Raw genomic sequence first — 17,398 nt, forward strand, 5'->3', positions numbered from 1 at the left:
GCTAAGAAACCGCTTTTAACTTTTTAATGGTCTCATGCGATAGTTTTTCTTCCGCATAGGCCTTGGTGACCTTAAACTCCTTTTCTTCACTACTCGGTAATATAAACATGGCATCGGTGAAAACAGCTTCGCAAAGTGAGCGTAATCCTCTGGCGCCCAGTTTATACTCTACTGCTTTTTCAACAATATAGGACAATGCCTGTTCGGTAATATTAAAGGAGATGCCATCCATAGAAAACAATTTTTCGTATTGTTTGATGATGGCATTTTTCGGTTCGGTAAGAATAGCCCTTAATGTTTTTGAATCCAAAGGATTCATATGTGTAAGCACAGGAAGTCTACCTATAATCTCCGGAATGAGTCCGAATTCCTTTAAATCTTTAGGAATGATATATTGAAGGATGTTTTCATTGTCTAACCTATCTTCTGCCTTGGATGCACTATAGCCGACGGCTTGCATATTCAGGCGTTTAGTGATAATACGCTCTATGCCATCAAAGGCACCACCAGCCACAAAAAGAATATTCTCCGTATTGACCTCAATGAATTTTTGGTCTGGATGTTTTCTTCCACCTTTAGGTGGTACGTTGACAACCGTTCCCTCGAGCAATTTTAAAAGTCCCTGTTGAACACCTTCACCAGAAACATCTCGGGTAATGGATGGATTATCGCTTTTGCGGGCAATTTTATCTATTTCATCAATAAAAACAATACCTCTTTCTGCTTTCTCCAAATTGTAGTCAGCAGCTTGTAATAATCTTGTCAATATACTTTCAACATCCTCACCAACATATCCAGCCTCAGTTAAAACAGTAGCATCTACAATGGCTAAAGGTACGTTGAGCATGCGCGAAATGGTCTTGGCTATCAGGGTTTTTCCTGTCCCTGTTTGCCCGACCATAACAATGTTACTCTTTTGAATTTCTATATCATCTTCATTGCCCTTAGGCTGCAAAAGTCTCTTATAATGATTGTATACGGCAACTGACATCACCTTTTTGGTGCGTTCTTGTCCAATAACAAATGTGTCCAAAAAGTCTCTGATCTCAACGGGTTTCTTCAAAACCAACTCTGAAGAAAGGTCTTGATTTTTGGATTGTTTGGACTCCTCTGCTACAATACTATGGGCTTGTTCTATACATCTGTCGCAAATATGTGCATCAAGACCAGCTATAAGAAGATTGGTCTCTGGTTTTTTTCTACCACAAAAAGAACATTCCAAGTTTTCCTTTGCCATATAAACATTTAAAGTTCAACCACTAATAACGTAAAAAATATAGATTTTGTTTGTTATCGACGGTCTTTTTTTGACTTCTTAGTACGGAATTAGGACTTATCCCTTACCAATATTTCATCGATCATACCGTATTTTTTGGCTTCTGGCGCTCTCATCCAGTAGTCGCGATCACTATCATCATAAACCTTATCGAATGATTGTCCTGAGTGATTGGCTATGATGTGATATAGTTCGTCCTTGATCTTAAGTACTTCTTGCGCCGCAATTTCAATATCGCTTGCTTGACCTTGTGCACCGGACAAGGGTTGGTGAATCATAACCCTAGAATGTGACAGACCACTACGTTTCCCTTTTTCCCCTGCACACAACAGTACAGCGGCCATAGACGCGGCAATACCGGTACAAATAGTGGCAACATCGGGTTTGATGAACTGCATGGTATCATAGATACCAAGACCGGCATAAACGCTTCCACCTGGAGAATTGATATAAATTTGAATGTCTTTAACGGCATCCGCACTTTCCAAAAAGAGTAATTGAGCCTGAACTATATTGGCCACTTGATCATTGATGCCTGTTCCCATAAAGATGATTCGGTCCATCATCAATCTGGAGAAAACGTCCATTGCAATGGCGTTCAATTGTCTTTCCTCAATAATATTTGGGGTCATGCCCACTGGATGCATACTACTTACGATTTGATCGTAATACATGCTATTGATTCCGTGGTGTTTGGTGGCGTATTTTTTGAATTCTGTTCCGTAATCCATAGGATTTTCTTCGATTTTGCTTAAAAAAAAGGTGCCGAAAACTGGGCTTTCGGCACCGTAAAGATACTTAATTTTCTTTTTAGCTCAATCTAACTATAGGCTTCCTTAACAAAGTCGTCATAAGTAACCTCTTTTACTTTGAGGTTAGCATGTTCCTTGTAGTAAGTCAATAATTTTTGACTCATCAATTGCTCTGAAAGTCTTTTGACCTCGTCTTGATTGCCCATGATTCTATTGGCAATATTTTCCAATTCTTCTTCCTGTGGATCTAGATGTCCGTATTGTGCCATTTGGGATTTGATAAATCCTTTGGCAAACTCCTTCAACTCATCAAATTGAACCTGAAGGTCATTTTCTTTGATTATTTTGCCTTCTATAAGTTGATAACGAAGTCCTTTTTCTGATTTTTCAAACTCTTCTTTGGCTTCATCATCGGATAGCGGATTTTCACCGCTTACCTGAATCCATTTTTGAAGGAATCCAGAAGGAAGGTCAAATTTGGTGTCATCGATTAATTTCTCAGTGATATCGTTCAACAATTTTTGATCAGATTGTTGCTCAAATTGCTTTTCCGAATCCTCTTTGATTTTTTCTTGAAGCTCTTTTTCCGATTTTACATTGTCTTTTCCAAACAATTTATCGAACAATTCTTGATCAAGCGCAGCAGGTTGGCGTTCGTTGATTTCTTCAATGGTAAATGCAACCTCGATGTTGAGTTTTTCTGCCTTTTCTTTACTGATGCCCAATGCGCTGGTCAATAAATAGTCTTCTTTGAAAAGACCTTTTGTTTTTAATTGAACAGTGTCGCCGGCTTTTTTTCCGACAAGGGCATCCAAAGCTTTTTTGCCTTTGATTTTATCTAGCTCAATTGTGGTCTTGTTTTCAATTTCTTCAGCTTCATTGGCAAAAGTTCCGGTGATTTCATCAGATTTACCTGATTCTGTTTTAGAAACCAGTTTCCCATATTGTTTTTGAATGCGATCCACTTGTTCCTGGATCATCTTTTTATCTGCAACAATCTTATATTGGGTTACTGCTTTTTTGGTTTTTACCTTCACTTCAAAATTTGGGGCAAGACCCAATTCAAATTCGAAATCCAGATTATCCTTGTCCCAATCAAAATCTTCTTGTTGTTTTGGCAAAGGATTGCCCAAAACGTCCAATTTTTCTTCGGTAAGATATTTATTGAGATTATCCTGTAATAATTTGTTCACCTCATCTACCAAAACGGCCTTGCCATATTGCTTTTTAATAAGCCCCATGGGTACTTGTCCCTTACGAAAACCAGGTATGTTCGCCTGTTTTCTGTAGTCTTTAAGGATTTTTTCTACTTTGTCTTGATAGTCATCCTTGTTAATGGCAACTTTAACAACTGCATTTAGTTCGTCAATCTGCTCTTTTGTGATATTCATCTCCTACCTAATTTGCTATTCAAAAATGGGAGGCAAAAGTAATGCATTTTCTGATTGACAGCAACTTTTTAAAACATTGAGTGCCAAACAAAATCAATTCTTTTTATCCTCCTTGAAAATGGAGTGTAAAATGGATTGTAAAAATGATAGCAGCAGACTGAAAATTAGTGCCCACCAAATGCTTGACACCTCAAAACCGGAGATGAAGTGGGCTGCAATAAGTATGATTATTGCATTAATGATCAAGAGGAACAAACCCAAAGTAACAATGGTAATTGGCAAGGTGAGTATAATTAGAAGGGGTTTCACCAAGAAATTTAAAATACCCAATACCAAAGCTACTATGATGGCAGTGGTTGGTGAGTCAACACCTACACCAGGTAGAATATAGGACAGGATAACAACTGCTACGGCATTCAAAAGAAGTTTTAAAAGAAGTTTCATAAGCTCAACAATTTTAAAAAAAGAAAGGCACCGCTTAAACGGTGCCTAAAATATAGTGAATTTAAGTAGTGTTATCTAATCGATATAGAGGCCTGTAAAATCCAATGGATTTACTCCTGGGAGGTTAGATCCATGTTTTGCGTTTATCGCCTCGATGAATGCATTGGCTAAAATAGCATATCCTCTTGGAGCCGGATGTACACCATCCAAAGAAAACCCTCCGCCCGTGGCAAAAGTAGAAGTGACCGTGCTTCCATCAGCTAAAGGAAAGCCGCTGGCATTTAATTCACCTAATAGTGCGTTAGCATCTACAAACGCTAAATCGAACTGTGCAGCCAATGCCTCTATTGTTGCGTTATATGCTGTTAGTGCATTGCCAATGGCAGTTTGTTCTTCTGGAGTTAACACCCATTGATCTTCCAAAGGAAAAGTAACTCCGTTAATTGCCAACTGTCCGGCTGTGGCGGGATCAACACCAAGACCTTGTAACATGGCAAAGGCATCTTCATTTAAGGTTGCTATAGCCGTTCTGCTTGTCAACACCAATAAATCATTCTCATTGGCCTGGCGAGCTTGACCATACAATAAACCTGTCACGGTTGCGGTTCCGGCATCAATTCCAAACCCTATTAAAGCACCTGTTATTTGAGCTGATAGATCTGGTAAATCTTCATCTTTGATGATTACGGCACTTGCGGCCGAATCAGAGAAGGTAAACTGTCGTTCTGGAACTCCCAAACCTTGAAAAACTTGGTTCAATCCAGCAAATTGCGCATTTAAAACCGGTATTTGCGGACCGAATGCGGGATTTGTGGGATCCAAGGGTGCATATGGAACTGTGGTAAAGAATGGAATATCGGTAACATTTGGAATGTTGGCGATAACCCCATCTGCTCCTCCAGCAGTCATTGCCGTAAGAATGCCATTTAACGAACCGGCAAAAACGTTAGGGTCTGTGATATCATTTCTGTCATAGGAGGCAGGATTCAAATTTCCTGTTCGATCTACTCCGGAACCTCCATTGGTGGCATACAAAAGAATGTCGTTTGCTCCAATCCATGCGGAAAAGAAAGTAGCACCTTGAGCGGCGGCATCACCAATTACCGTGGCATCTTCTGCTGAAGATATTCGCGTATAATAAGGGTTGGCAGCTCCAACTGCCAAAGCGGCTAAACTTCCGTACCCTGGGGCTAATAATTCGTAGCTTTTAGCTCCGGGGATACCCATGTTGTTAAACGGTCCCGATAATTTTGTTGAAATTTCAGTGCTTCCCGTTCCTGTAGCTGGAACCGGCGATGGTCCATCAGGTAAAAAAGCTAGAATCAATCTATTTCCCAATATAGGATTTCCTTGAAGTGTAGCTCCTCCTAAATTATCGGCCATAAAAGGTATTTCAAAAGAACCCCCACCAACCAAGGCAAAGTTAGATGCCAGCATATTGGGAAAAGAAGCTTCCTGTCCGGCACGGAACAATGCATTATCCGAAAAACCGGCTGTTAATGAGTTTCCTACGGCCACATAGTTTGAGAAATTGGCTGTACCAGCTGTGTAAACTATGGGATTTGGGTCTGGTGGTGTGACAATTGAAGTTTCATCGTCTTCACATGCGATCAAGAATAACCCTAAGAAGGGGAGCAGGGCATATAACTTTTTCATATTCAAATCTGTTTGAGTTAGCTTAAGTTAGATTTATGTTCAAACCAGTCTTACCAAAACTAGGTGAAATTTGTTATACAGACAATAAAATGGATAAAAAAATTATGCATGCATAATAAAATGGGTAGAATTTTATGAATTTAGAAAGTGAAGCGATTTTTCAAAAAACTGTATGGGGTTTTCTGCATGTAGCCAATGACCAGCGTTGGAAACTGTGTCAATTTCGGCATTTGGAAAGTGTTTTTTTATTTCGGGAAAGTCATTTGGCAAAATATATTCTGAACGGTCACCCCTTAAAAATAGGGTAGGGCCTTCATATTTGGCATTGGAACTTATGTTTTCGCCAATTTCATCCATTTTATCCTTAAGAACTTCAAAATTGAATCGAAATCCTAATTTTCCCGGTGCTTCCCAATACAGATTTTTTAATAAAAATTGACGTATGCCAAATTCGGGCAGGTAGTTGGAAAGTACCTGATCTGCTTCTTTTCTACTTTCAATTGTGTTAAAATCCAATTTAGCCAAAGCATCAACTATTGGTTGATGGTGTGGTGGATAGTATTTTGGAGAAATATCAGCTACAAGTAATTTGGATATTCGTTCTGGTACCGTAACCGCTAGTTGCATCGCCGTTTTACCTCCCATGGAATGTCCTATCAAATTTGCACCGTCCATTTGGTGTGAATCCATGTATTTGATGATGTCAGCACTCAAGAATTCGTAATCAAAATCGTTGGAATGAAAACTTTTTCCATGGTTGCGCTGATCAACAAGGTGCACCTGATATCCATGTTGTGCATATTGGTTGCCGAGTGTCTTCCAATTATCGGACATACCCAAAAAACCATGTAAAATCAGCAATGGTGTTCCTTCGCCCAGGATTTTAGAATGTAATGCCTCCATTATTTCAATCGGTGTAAGTACATATTGACCACATTCTCCAAGCCCAAATATAGCGACTCACATATAAGCGCATGTCCTATGGAGACTTCCAGAAGGTTGGGAATGTTTTCTTTAAAAAATTGAATATTTTCAAGATTAAGATCATGTCCAGCGTTTATCCCCAGACCAAGTTCGCTAGCTTTTTTGGCGGCTTCGGTAAAAGTTTTAACACCCTCCGCTTTTCTTCCCAATGCAAAATCGTGGGCAAAACTTTCGGTGTACAATTCAATTCTGTCGGTACCTGTATCTGCTGCTCCTTTTACCATTTCAATGTTGGGGTCTACAAAAATTGAAGTCCTAATGTCATTTTCCTTGAACGTTTGAATGATATCAACCAAAAAGTCTTTGTGTTTTATGGTATCCCAACCGGCGTTGGACGTAATGGCATCCTCTGCATCGGGTACCAGTGTAACTTGGGTTGGTTTTACCTCAAGAACCAAATCTATGAACTTCGGAATCGGATTACCTTCAATATTATATTCAGTAGTGACCACTTTTTTGAGGTCACGGGCATCTTGGTATTTGATATGGCGTTCGTCCGGCCTTGGATGGATGGTTATACCCTGGGCTCCAAATGATTCAATATCCTTTGCCGATTTAATGAGGTTGGGCATGTTGCCGCCTCTTGAATTTCTTAGGGTTGCCAGTTTGTTGATATTGACACTCAGTTTTGTCATGTATTCCAATTTAGAACGTCAAAAATAAGAATTAGGCACGCCTTTTGCGATTTAAAATTAGTATTTTGCGACCGAATAAATTGTTATGCAAATCCATAGTCAAATAATATCAACGGTTCCCATTTTTGAGGTCTCAGAGACTTTGAAGGAGGTTATCCAGTTTTTTGAGGAGACTACTTTTTCTCATGTGGCGGTGACAGAGAACGGGGTTTTTATTGGATTGCTCTCCGAGAACGATTTGGCTTGTTTTGAACCCAAAAAGAAAATCGAAGATTTTCGGTTTGAATTGGAAACCTTTTTTGTGACCAAGGAAACCGCTTGGCTCGATGTTTTGGAAATGTTCTCTAGAAATGAGACCAATATTCTTCCAGTGCTTGACAAGGATGAAATAATCGTTGGATATTATGATTTGGAGGATATTGTATCGGTCTTTATCAATACGCCATTTTTCAGGGAACCTGGCGGAATTCTTGTGATTTCCATTGGCATAAAAGACTATTCTTTTAGTGAGATTGCGCAAATCGTTGAAGGCAACAATGCACGTCTGTTAGGTGCCTTTATTACCGATTCGCAAAATGACATTGTGGAAATAACACTCAAAGTTGGTTCCGAGAATCTTAATGAGGTAGCACAGACCTTCAGAAGATATAACTACACCATTGTTTTTGGAAACAGCGACGACCAATTTTTGGAAGACTTGAAACAGCGGTCGGATTATCTGGAAAAATACCTTAACGTTTAGCATGAAAGTAGCTATCTACGGGCAAAGTTTTCAGGAAGAGAACAAAACCTATATCATAGCGTTGTTGGAAGAACTCCAAAGAGTTAATGCATCTATTTTTGTTGAAACGGGATTTGATCAACTTGTGAATAAGCACATCTCCAAATATGATTATGGAGCCTTTTCGCAGGATGCTGGTCTTGATTCATCCTTTGATATATTCATAAGCTTTGGAGGAGATGGCACCATGCTTAGGGCAGTAACTTATGTGAAAGATTTGGGCATACCCATTGTGGGTGTGAACACCGGTCGATTGGGTTTTCTATCTACCTTCAAAAAAGAGGATGTGCGTAGGGTGGTTACCGAATTTACAGCAGGCAATTATAAAGTTGAAGAACGAAGCTTGGTAGAGGTTGAAGTAAATTCCGATCTCAACGAAATAGGAGAGCTGAACTTTGCCTTAAACGAGATTACGGTAAGCCGAAAGGATACCACTTCGATGATCAATGTGGAAACGTATTTAAATGACGAATATTTAACCACATATTGGGCAGATGGTCTAATTGTATCCACCCCAACAGGGTCAACTGGGTATTCGTTGAGTTGCGGAGGGCCGGTTATTGAGCCAACTGCTAAATCTTTGGTGTTGACACCTATTGCTCCCCACAACCTTAATGCACGTCCATTGGTAATTTCAGACGACACCCAAATACGATTAAAGGTTTCAGGGCGGGAAGAAACCCACCTTGTTTCCTTGGATTCTAGAATAGCCGATATACCCAATGGCAAGGAAATCAGGGTGCAAAAATCAAATTTTACCGTTAGAATGATAGAGTATACATCAGAAAGCTTCTTAAAAACACTTCGCAACAAACTGCTCTGGGGTCAAGATAAGCGTAATTGAATCCATTAAAAAACAATAAAAGAAGCTAAAAACTGTTTAACAAAAGAGAACATTCTAACAGTATACCTTATAGACTTTCCTTTACCTCTAATATGTTTAATTTTTTGATTGTATGCGGATAGTTTTGGCTATTTTACTTTGCTGTGTGTTTAAGGTTAGCGCCCAGACCTATGAGATTGGTCTTTTTGCAGGCGGTGCCAACACCATTGGTGATGTGGGAAGAACAAATTTCATTTTGCCTTCAGGGCCGGCATTTGGTGGAGTCTTTAAATGGAACAAAAGCAAAAGATACGCATGGAGGGCAAGTGTGCTTTATGGAACTTTTACTGCCGATGACTCAAAATCCAGCATGTCCTCGCGTAGACAAAGACAATATATTATAGATAATTCCGTGTTGGAATTCTCCGCAGGCATTGAATTTAACTTCGTTGAATACAATCTTCATAAGCTTGGACCAGCTTTCACACCCTATCTTTATACAGGTTTCACCTACTTTAGGTACGATTTTAATTATTTTGATGCCCTACAAGTGCAGGATATTAACCAAAAAGACGGTAGTTTTGCAATTCCAATGACGGTAGGGGCGAAGTATCGTTTGAATCAGTTTTTGATTCTAGGTGCTGAGATTGGGGCCAGGTATACATTTACAGACAATCTGGATGGAAGTAATCCCGAGGGATCCAATTTTGAGCAATTTAGATTCGGAAATATATTGAGCGACGACTGGTATGTCTTTTCAGGTATTACATTAACGTATACCTTTGGGCGCAAACCCTGCCAGGATTGTTTTCAATAAAATGTACACATTAGAGGACGTAGATAAAGACAAACTTCCCAAACATGTTGCCATTATAATGGATGGTAATGGTAGGTGGGCCAAACAACGTGGCAAACTTAGAATCTTTGGGCATGAGCATGGGGTGGAAGCGGTTAGGAACACCGTTGAAAACTGCGCCAAACTACAAATACAATACCTAACACTTTACGCATTTTCCACCGAGAATTGGAATCGACCAAAATTAGAGGTCGAAACCTTGATGAGGCTTTTGGTCACTTCACTTCGGAAAGAGTGGAAAAGACTCCATAAAAACAATATTCGGTTAACGACCATTGGAAACATAAATTCCCTTCCTTCAAAAGCACAAAAAGAATTGGCGGAGGTCATTTCAAAAACCAAGGATAATACGGGAATGACACTTACTGTTGCCTTGAGCTATGGCTCCCGCGAAGAAATAAAATCAGCTGTTAAGGAAATCAGCATCAAAGTTAAAAATAGTATAATTTCACCTGAAAATATTGACGAAACGGTTATTAATACTCATCTTTACACGCATTTTATGCCAGATGTGGACTTGCTTATCCGAACCAGTGGTGAACAAAGGATAAGCAATTTTTTACTTTGGCAGATAGCATACGCCGAATTACATTTTATTGACGTATTTTGGCCCGATTTTAGTGAACATCATTTGGTAGAGGCAATACTAAATTACCAAAATAGAGAACGACGATTTGGAAAAACAAGCGAACAACTTAACTAAGGTTATAAAAAATACCACCCAACTATACTTAAAACTACTCCTTCTTTTACTTTACACAGGCCAAAGCTTTGCACAGGACACCTCTTTCGAGAATGGTAAGGATTATATTTTAGGAGGGTTAACAGTAACTGGTCTTCAAAGTTATAATGAGCAAACCGTAAAGACATATACGGGTCTGCGAGTTGGTCAGCCAATTACCATCCCCGGAGATGAAATTAGTGCCGTAATTAAGAAATTATGGAGCCTGGAGTTGTTTAGTAATGTGGAGTTTTACTACACCAAAATTGAAGGCAACCAAATATTCTTGGAGCTTAACATTTTGGAGCGTCCTACACTTACCGATGTTACCGTTTACGGAGTTAAAAAGCGTAAAGTTGAGGACATTCTCAACGATACAGACCTTAAAAAGGGCAAAAAAATAACGGAAAGTTTAATTGCCAACACCAAAAACTATCTTCAAAACAAATACAAAAAGCAAGGCTTTCTTAATGCCAAAGTGACCATTGCCACGGCTAATGATACAGTGGGCGCCAACGCCCAAAGTATGGTCATCAATGTTAAAAAAGGAGATAAGGTAAAAATTAGGAACATTGTTTTCAATGGCAACGAACAGCTTGCCGACAAAAGACTTCAAAAATCATTTAAAAAAACCAAAAAGAGGAAGTTCTATCGTTTTTGGAAAAAATCAAAATACATAGAAGACGACTATAAGGAAGATTTGTCCAATCTAATAGACACCTATGCCGAAAGAGGTTATAGAGATGCAAGGGTGTTATCCGACACCTTTGTTAAAGTGGATGAAAACAGCATTGACTTAAAGATTGATGTTGAAGAAGGTAACAAATACTATTTCGGTGACGTGAATTTTGTTGGAAATTCGGTGTATTCTGACAGGATATTGAGTCAAGTATTAGGAATTCGAAAAGGGCAAACCTATAATGGTGTGTTGCTTAAAAAACGAATTGCAGACGATTCTAAGCCCGACGGGGAAGACCTTACCAACCTTTATCAAAATAATGGATACCTTTTCTCAAGTATCAATCCAGTTGAGGTTTCGGCGATTAATGACACCATCAACTTTGAAATTAGGATCATAGAAGGTAAGGAAACCTTTTTAGATCATGTAACCGTAACCGGAAACGATAAGACCAACGACCACGTTATTTTCAGGGAGTTACGTACCAAACCAGGACAAAAGTATAGCAAGGATAATATTGTAAGGAGTATTCGAGAACTAGGGCAACTTGGATTTTTTGATGCGGAGCAAATAGCACCGGACATCCAAAACCCTGATCCCAATGCAGGTACGGTTGACATAAACTATAGCCTGGTAGAATCCGGTTCCAGCCAAATTGAACTGCAAGGAGGCTTCGGTGGAGGTGGATTCATTGGAACCTTGGGGTTATCGTTCAGTAACTTTTCTCTAAAGAATATTTTTAATGGCGAGGCGTACAAACCAGTTCCTATGGGCGATGGGCAAACATTTGCTTTACGTTTGCAAGCGAGCAGAACCTTTAGGGTGTACAGTTTAAACTTTTCTGAACCTTGGTTAGGAGGTAAAAAGCCTGTTAGATTTAATCTATCCTTGTCCAGAACACAGCAATTCGCAACAAGTTTTAATAACCGTGGAAGATTTGATGTTGATAAAGACAGAGGATTTGCCATTACCGGAGTTTCTGCAGGTTTGGCAAAACGGGTGCAATGGCCGGATGATTTCTTTACTATTTCCCACTCGGTGAGCTATCAACTGTATGATTTTAACAATTTCAACAACGGCCTCTTTAATTTCGGTAACGGTAGTTCAAATTCATTGAGTTATACCTTGGGAATTTCTAGAAGTTCACAAGGACCTAGTAGAATATTTCCTTTGCGTGGATCAAATTTTGAGTTAACAGCTAAGTTTACCCCTCCCTATTCCCTTTTTGGAAACAAAGACTTCAAAGACATTCGTAATCAAATCGACGAAAAAACAACCAGGTTAATTGAAATTGGAGGACCGAATATCGGAACCGTTGAAGAACAGGCCGAGTTTGTGCGTCTTGGTGATGAGGTGGAAAACTTGGAAGAAGAACGTTTTAAGCTGTTGGAATTTTACAAAATAAAATTCAAAGGTGATTGGTATACCAATTTGGTTGATAAATTGGTGTTGCGTACCAATGCCGAATTTGGTTTCTTGGGTAGTTATAACAACGATATCGGAGCCGTACCCTTTGAACGCTTTTTTGTTGGTGGAGACGGTTTAGGAAATTTCACACTTGATGGTAGGGACATAGTCCAACTGAGAGGTTATGAAAACAGTTCGTTGACTCCGTTTAGTAGAAATGCGATAACAGGTCAAGATGAAAGGGACGGAGGCACCATCTATAACAAATTTTCTTTGGAACTTAGGTATCCGCTTACCTTAAAACCCTCGGCTTCCATATATGCGCTGTCTTTTTTAGAAGCAGGGAATGCATTTAACAATTTTAGTGAATTTAATCCGTTTGAATTAAAAAGATCTGCCGGAGTGGGGCTACGTATTTTTATGCCGGCATTTGGTCTCTTGGGTATCGACTTTGGTTATGGATTTGATACAGATGCGAATCCAACCTCCGTAGGACCAAGCGGCTGGCAAACACACTTCATTATCGGTCAGCAGTTTTAACTATAAGAAAACAAGGGCTTGAATAAGTTAATAAATAGCTCATTTTTAATTAATTAGTTATTTTGGCACGATATTTTCTTTGTAAAAGCGGAATCAAAAATGAATAGTAAAGTTCTTTTGTCATTGGTTGTTTTATTGCTATCCTTAAATAGCTTTTCCCAAAGAGGTGTGCGAATAGGATATGTGGACATGGAATACATCTTGGAAAATGTAGAAGAGTATAGAGAAGCGACCGAGCAACTAAACGCCAAGGCCATTAAATGGAAGCAAGAAATTGAGCTCAAACAAAGTGTTGTTGAGCAAATGAAGAAAGATTTGATGGCGGAAAAAGTATTGTTGACGGATGAGCTCATCGCCGAACGTGAGGAGGAAATCCAAATTTTGGAAGCAGAGATGCTCGATTATCAACAAGATCGCTTTGGACCACAAGGAGATTTAGTTCTGCAAAAGCAACTATTGATTCAGCCCATACAAGACCAAGTTTTTAACGAGGTCCAAAAAATAGGCGGTAATAAAAGATACGATTTTATTTTTGATAAATCGGCAGATGTTGTAATGTTGTATTCCGAAAAAAGACACGATATCAGTGACTTGATTTTAAGGGAGATAGCACGGACACGGAAAGTCAGCAAGTCAAACAAAAGAGCCAAGGAAAAGAGCCGATTGGACAAGTTTAAAGAAGAGCAGACCGAAGAGGACAAAGAAATAAGTGAAGCCTTAAAAGAACGTCAGGCCAAAGCAGAAGAAACCAGAGATGCGAAAGCAAAATCTGCAGATGAACGAAGGGCCGAACAACTGAAATTGAGGGAAGAACGAAAGAAGGCATACGAAGCCAGAAGACAAAAATTATTGGAAGAGCGTGAAGCCAAACGGAAAGCAAAGCTAGAAGAAAGAAAAAAAACGCAGGAACAAGAAAAAGATTCAATACAACAGTAAATATTGAAACACTAAAATTAACACTCAAAATAGTAACTTAGAATCATGAAAAATGTAAAGAAAATTACTGTAGCCTTAGTTTTATTTGTTGCGGCTACGGGTTTTGTAAATGCACAGAGCAAGGTTGCCCACATTAATGTGCAGCAGTTATTGCAAGAAATGCCTGAAATGAAAGCAGCTCAAGCAGAACTTAAAAAATTACAAGAAACATATAGGGCCGATATAGAAAGTTCTATGACGGAACTTAGAAATAAATACACTCAATACTCAAACGAAGCCACTTCCAAGTCCAAGGAAGAGAACGATAAAAGAGCACAAGAGCTTCAAGGGTTCGAGAAAAATATTCAAGAAGCAGAACAAGCTGCTGTTCAAGAAATGCAGAAAAAACAACAAGAATTGTTTGCTCCCATTTCCGATAAAGCTAAAAATGCAATCGAAAAGGTGGCCGCTGCCGAAGGTTTTGACTACGTTGTAGATGCCAGTCCTGGACTTAGTCTTATAGTAGCTAAAGGAAAAGATTTACTTCCTGCTGTAAAGCAAGAATTGGGCTTCTAAATCGCATTACACAATATATTTAAACCGCTTCTTTCAACAGAAAAAGGCGGTTTTTTTATTCCATTGATTCAATAGTACATATTTTTGAACATGCACAATCCAATAGGCATTTTTGATTCGGGTGTTGGGGGAACCTCAATTTGGAAAGAGATTCATACGATGCTCCCTTCAGAAGACACTATTTATCTGGCGGATAGTAAAAATGCACCCTATGGTGCAAAATCCAAAGAACAAATACTTCAACTAAGTATAAAGAACACCGAGCTTTTGCTCGAAAAAAATTGCAAACTTATTGTGGTTGCTTGCAACACGGCTACTACAAATGCCATAGATTATTTGCGTTCAAACTACAAAGTGCCCTTCATAGGTATTGAACCAGCCATAAAACCAGCAGCCTTTCATACCAAAACCAAAAAGGTGGGAGTTTTGGCAACCAAAGGAACGCTCTCTAGCAGTCTTTTTCACAATACCTCTAAAATGTTTGCCGAAGGAATCGAAGTTTTTGAACAAGAAGGAAAAGGATTGGTGGATTTGGTCGAGGCAGGTCAGGTAGATTCCGAGGAAATGCGAAACCTTCTTCAAACTTATGTGAACCCCATGCTTGAACAAGGAATGGACTGCCTTGTCTTAGGTTGCACTCATTACCCATATGTGATACCCGTACTTAAAGAAATACTTCCAACAAACATCACAATTATTGATTCAGGAGAAGCTGTGGCGCGTCAAACGAAGGCCGTACTCATTAAAAATGGAATGAAGATTTCCGAAAGCCGGACATCCAAACATAATTTTTATTCCAACGCACCAATTATGGTGTTGCAAGACTTGGTCAAGGGTCCGAGCATTACAATTAATTATTTAGATTTTTAGTTAGGCTACTTCTTTTTATAGGTAAGATAGGTGAAGTCGTATTTGTGCCCATCATCCTTTGGATGATATTTTTCCTTCACCAATTCCCAAATGGAATCATCTATGTCAGGAAAAAAAGTATCCGCCTCAAATGCATGATGTATGCGGGTCAATTCAATGTCGGTGGCAAATACCAATGACTGTTTATAAATTTCACCTCCACCAATAATAAAAGCACGCTCATCAGTCTCAACTAATTCAATGGCACTTTCCAAGGTATGGACCACTGTGCACGGAAACTTGGGTTTATATCCTTGGTCTCTGGTGACCACAATATGTTCCCTATTGGGTAATGCCTTCGGAAAACTTTCCAAGGTCTTTCTGCCCATAATAATTTTATGATTCGAGGTCAAGGCCTTAAAACGTTTAAAATCGTCAGGTAAGTGCCAAGGAAGGTCATTGTTAATGCCCAGCGCGTTGTTTTCGGCTGCTGCTGCAATGATGATCAATTGTTTCATTGATCTTTTTTTTTATTGATATTGGAAATGGGGAAATCCGTTTCTATTTCCTTTTGTATTGCTGAAATACGTTGTTTTTGCTTTTGCACCAACTTTTCCCGTTGTTGTCTTTCCCAATCCTTTCCCATAAATCTATGGGTCACAAAAACATTAAATGTATGTAGGATCAACAAAAAAGCCCAAACAAGAATGGCCCAAATAGACCAGTCGTACCCTTCACCATATTTCAGAATTTTATTTGCGAGCAACAATAGTACACTCCCAATCAAGAACATAACAAAATGGGAAAACAGTTTTTTCTTCTGTCTTACCCACTTTTGGGCTTTTTCCAACAGCTCATGCTGTTCAATATCAACAGTACTTTCGGGCTTCTTTTTGGATAACATTGAATGGCTATCTTTATCAACAAATATAACTTAATTAGACTCAAAATAATTGGTAATGCAGAATCTCCGAAAAAAATTCCCTGTACTAAAACAGTGTATTTATGCAAACACTCCCGCTACTGGATTATTGTATGAAGACTTATTGGAATGGCGACAAGAGCATGATCTGGATTATTTAATAGGAGGCAGCAATGCCAAACAAAAGAATTTTAAAAACATGTTTAAAATCAGGGATGCTGTTGGTCGATTTTTCAGATGTAAATCGGAAAATGTAGGTCTGGTCCCAAATTTTACACTGGGCTTAAATATCTTATTAGAAGGATTACCCAAGAACAGTCGAGTACTTTTACTTGAAAATGACTATCCATCTTTGAACTGGCCTTTTGAGACTAGGAATTTTAACCGAGATTATGTCGAAATAGACGGGCGATTAGAAGAAAACATCTATTCCAAAGTTGAATCTGGAAAGGTGGATGTTTTGGCATTCAGTATGATACAATGGATAAATGGAATTAAAATTGACCTTGAATTCATTAAAAAACTTAAAAAAGACTATCCGAATCTTTTGATTATTGCCGATGGAACCCAATTCTGCGGAACACAAGCTTTTGACTTTAGCGATTCCGGAATTGATGTGTTAGGGGCAAGTGGTTATAAATGGCTTTTGGCAGGCTACGGAAATGGCTTTATTTTGGTTTCAGAGATGGCCAAAGAACGTTTTGAGCCCAAGTTTATTGGAAATGGTTCCGTTGACAGGGATATCGATAAAAGAAATTCCATCCCATTTTGCAAATATTTGGAACCTGGACATTTGGATTCATTCAATTTTGGAAGCCTCGAATTTTCTTTAAACTTTCTGGATACCATTGGCATGGACCATATCGGAGCCCAACTGCAAAAACTATCGCAAAAAGCGAGGAATGGATTCGCTTCTCAGGGCTTATTGGAGAATACAGTGGTAGACAGGGCGGTTCACAGTACCATATTCAATATCAAAGGAGATACCCAGTTATATACTAAATTATTGAACGAAAACGTGGTGTGCATACCACGAGGCAACGGAATCCGATTAGGTTTTCACTTCTACAATACAGAAAATGAAATTGATAGGATTATGGATATCATCAAATCTTAGTTGCCAATATTTCTTTTATTAAAAAAACCACCCTCTATTTTATAAAAGTAATCCCATTGTTAGGCACATTTTAT

General features: G+C 38.9%; 18 protein-coding genes. 9 read left to right on the plus strand and 9 right to left on the minus strand.

Annotation, left to right across the window (positions count from 1 at the left end; all coding sequences use genetic code 11):
• Window position 1: 1 nt before the first annotated feature.
• The 7 genes from clpX to IAG46_RS14975 form a co-directional block, all read right to left on the minus strand.
• On the minus strand, window positions 2–1,237 hold the full coding sequence (clpX, locus tag IAG46_RS14945; protein WP_190811190.1) for an ATP-dependent Clp protease ATP-binding subunit ClpX: 1,236 nt from the start codon (window positions 1,235–1,237) through the stop codon (window positions 2–4).
• Window positions 1,238–1,326: 89 nt separating this feature from the next.
• Window positions 1,327–2,007, minus strand: a complete 681-nt coding sequence (gene clpP, locus IAG46_RS14950; RefSeq protein ID WP_190811191.1) for an ATP-dependent Clp endopeptidase proteolytic subunit ClpP — start codon at window positions 2,005–2,007, stop codon at window positions 1,327–1,329.
• An 89-nt stretch (window positions 2,008–2,096) separates the two neighbouring features.
• Window positions 2,097–3,419, minus strand: coding sequence for a trigger factor (tig, locus tag IAG46_RS14955; RefSeq protein WP_190811192.1), 1,323 nt, complete (start codon window positions 3,417–3,419; stop codon window positions 2,097–2,099).
• Between the two features lie 93 nt (window positions 3,420–3,512).
• On the minus strand, window positions 3,513–3,863 hold the full coding sequence (locus tag IAG46_RS14960) for a phage holin family protein (protein ID WP_190811193.1): 351 nt from the start codon (window positions 3,861–3,863) through the stop codon (window positions 3,513–3,515).
• Between the two features lie 75 nt (window positions 3,864–3,938).
• Window positions 3,939–5,519 carry a G-D-S-L family lipolytic protein gene (locus IAG46_RS14965; RefSeq protein WP_190811194.1) on the minus strand — a complete coding sequence of 527 codons (1,581 nt, stop codon included), beginning with the start codon at window positions 5,517–5,519 and terminating at the stop codon, window positions 3,939–3,941.
• A 132-nt stretch (window positions 5,520–5,651) separates the two neighbouring features.
• Entirely contained in the window at window positions 5,652–6,422 is a 771-nt protein-coding gene (locus tag IAG46_RS14970; RefSeq protein ID WP_190811195.1) for an alpha/beta fold hydrolase, read from the minus strand.
• Window positions 6,422–7,138, minus strand: coding sequence for a pyridoxine 5'-phosphate synthase (locus tag IAG46_RS14975; protein ID WP_190811196.1), 717 nt, complete (start codon window positions 7,136–7,138; stop codon window positions 6,422–6,424). The genes IAG46_RS14970 and IAG46_RS14975 overlap by 1 nt, the downstream gene beginning before the upstream one ends.
• Window positions 7,139–7,223: 85 nt before the next feature.
• Here IAG46_RS14975 and IAG46_RS14980 point away from each other — a divergent pair, with 85 nt between their 5' ends.
• The 8 genes from IAG46_RS14980 to murI all read left to right on the plus strand — a co-directional run bounded on the left by IAG46_RS14980 (window position 7,224) and on the right by murI (window position 15,306).
• Window positions 7,224–7,880: a CBS domain-containing protein gene (locus tag IAG46_RS14980; RefSeq protein ID WP_190811197.1), complete on the plus strand. Its 657-nt coding sequence runs from the start codon at window positions 7,224–7,226 to the stop codon at window positions 7,878–7,880.
• A gap of 1 nt (window position 7,881) precedes the next feature.
• The gene (locus tag IAG46_RS14985) at window positions 7,882–8,763 is read left to right on the plus strand and encodes an NAD kinase (protein WP_190811198.1); all 882 of its coding nucleotides are present in this window, start codon (window positions 7,882–7,884) and stop codon (window positions 8,761–8,763) included.
• A gap of 112 nt (window positions 8,764–8,875) precedes the next feature.
• Window positions 8,876–9,559 carry a DUF6089 family protein gene (locus IAG46_RS14990; protein WP_190811199.1) on the plus strand — a complete coding sequence of 228 codons (684 nt, stop codon included), beginning with the start codon at window positions 8,876–8,878 and terminating at the stop codon, window positions 9,557–9,559.
• Window position 9,560: 1 nt separating this feature from the next.
• Window positions 9,561–10,301, plus strand: coding sequence for an isoprenyl transferase (locus IAG46_RS14995; protein WP_190811200.1), 741 nt, complete (start codon window positions 9,561–9,563; stop codon window positions 10,299–10,301).
• Window positions 10,273–12,945, plus strand: coding sequence for an outer membrane protein assembly factor (locus tag IAG46_RS15000; protein ID WP_190811201.1), 2,673 nt, complete (start codon window positions 10,273–10,275; stop codon window positions 12,943–12,945). The genes IAG46_RS14995 and IAG46_RS15000 overlap by 29 nt, the downstream gene beginning before the upstream one ends.
• Before the next feature lie 99 nt (window positions 12,946–13,044).
• Window positions 13,045–13,881: an OmpH family outer membrane protein gene (locus IAG46_RS15005; RefSeq protein ID WP_190811202.1), complete on the plus strand. Its 837-nt coding sequence runs from the start codon at window positions 13,045–13,047 to the stop codon at window positions 13,879–13,881.
• Between the two features lie 45 nt (window positions 13,882–13,926).
• On the plus strand, window positions 13,927–14,436 hold the full coding sequence (locus IAG46_RS15010; protein ID WP_190811203.1) for an OmpH family outer membrane protein: 510 nt from the start codon (window positions 13,927–13,929) through the stop codon (window positions 14,434–14,436).
• Window positions 14,437–14,526: 90 nt separating this feature from the next.
• Window positions 14,527–15,306, plus strand: coding sequence for a glutamate racemase (gene murI / locus IAG46_RS15015; protein WP_190811204.1), 780 nt, complete (start codon window positions 14,527–14,529; stop codon window positions 15,304–15,306).
• Between the two features lie 5 nt (window positions 15,307–15,311).
• On the opposite strand, the gene IAG46_RS15020 is transcribed toward murI, so the two are convergent.
• Together IAG46_RS15020 and IAG46_RS15025 are read right to left on the minus strand one after the other, a co-directional pair.
• Complete coding sequence (locus IAG46_RS15020; protein WP_190811205.1) at window positions 15,312–15,803, minus strand: dihydrofolate reductase; 492 nt, start codon at window positions 15,801–15,803, stop codon at window positions 15,312–15,314.
• Window positions 15,800–16,189, minus strand: a complete 390-nt coding sequence (locus tag IAG46_RS15025; RefSeq protein ID WP_190811206.1) for a 2TM domain-containing protein — start codon at window positions 16,187–16,189, stop codon at window positions 15,800–15,802. Before IAG46_RS15025 ends, IAG46_RS15020 begins: the two co-directional genes overlap by 4 nt.
• 55 nt (window positions 16,190–16,244) lie before the next feature.
• Here IAG46_RS15025 and IAG46_RS15030 point away from each other — a divergent pair, with 55 nt between their 5' ends.
• Window positions 16,245–17,324: an aminotransferase class V-fold PLP-dependent enzyme gene (locus tag IAG46_RS15030; RefSeq protein WP_190811207.1), complete on the plus strand. Its 1,080-nt coding sequence runs from the start codon at window positions 16,245–16,247 to the stop codon at window positions 17,322–17,324.
• The last annotated feature ends 74 nt before the right edge of the window (window positions 17,325–17,398 follow it).

Origin of the sequence: Flagellimonas sp. S3867, assembly GCF_014698935.1 — a bacterium.
Classification (GTDB): domain Bacteria; phylum Bacteroidota; class Bacteroidia; order Flavobacteriales; family Flavobacteriaceae; genus Flagellimonas.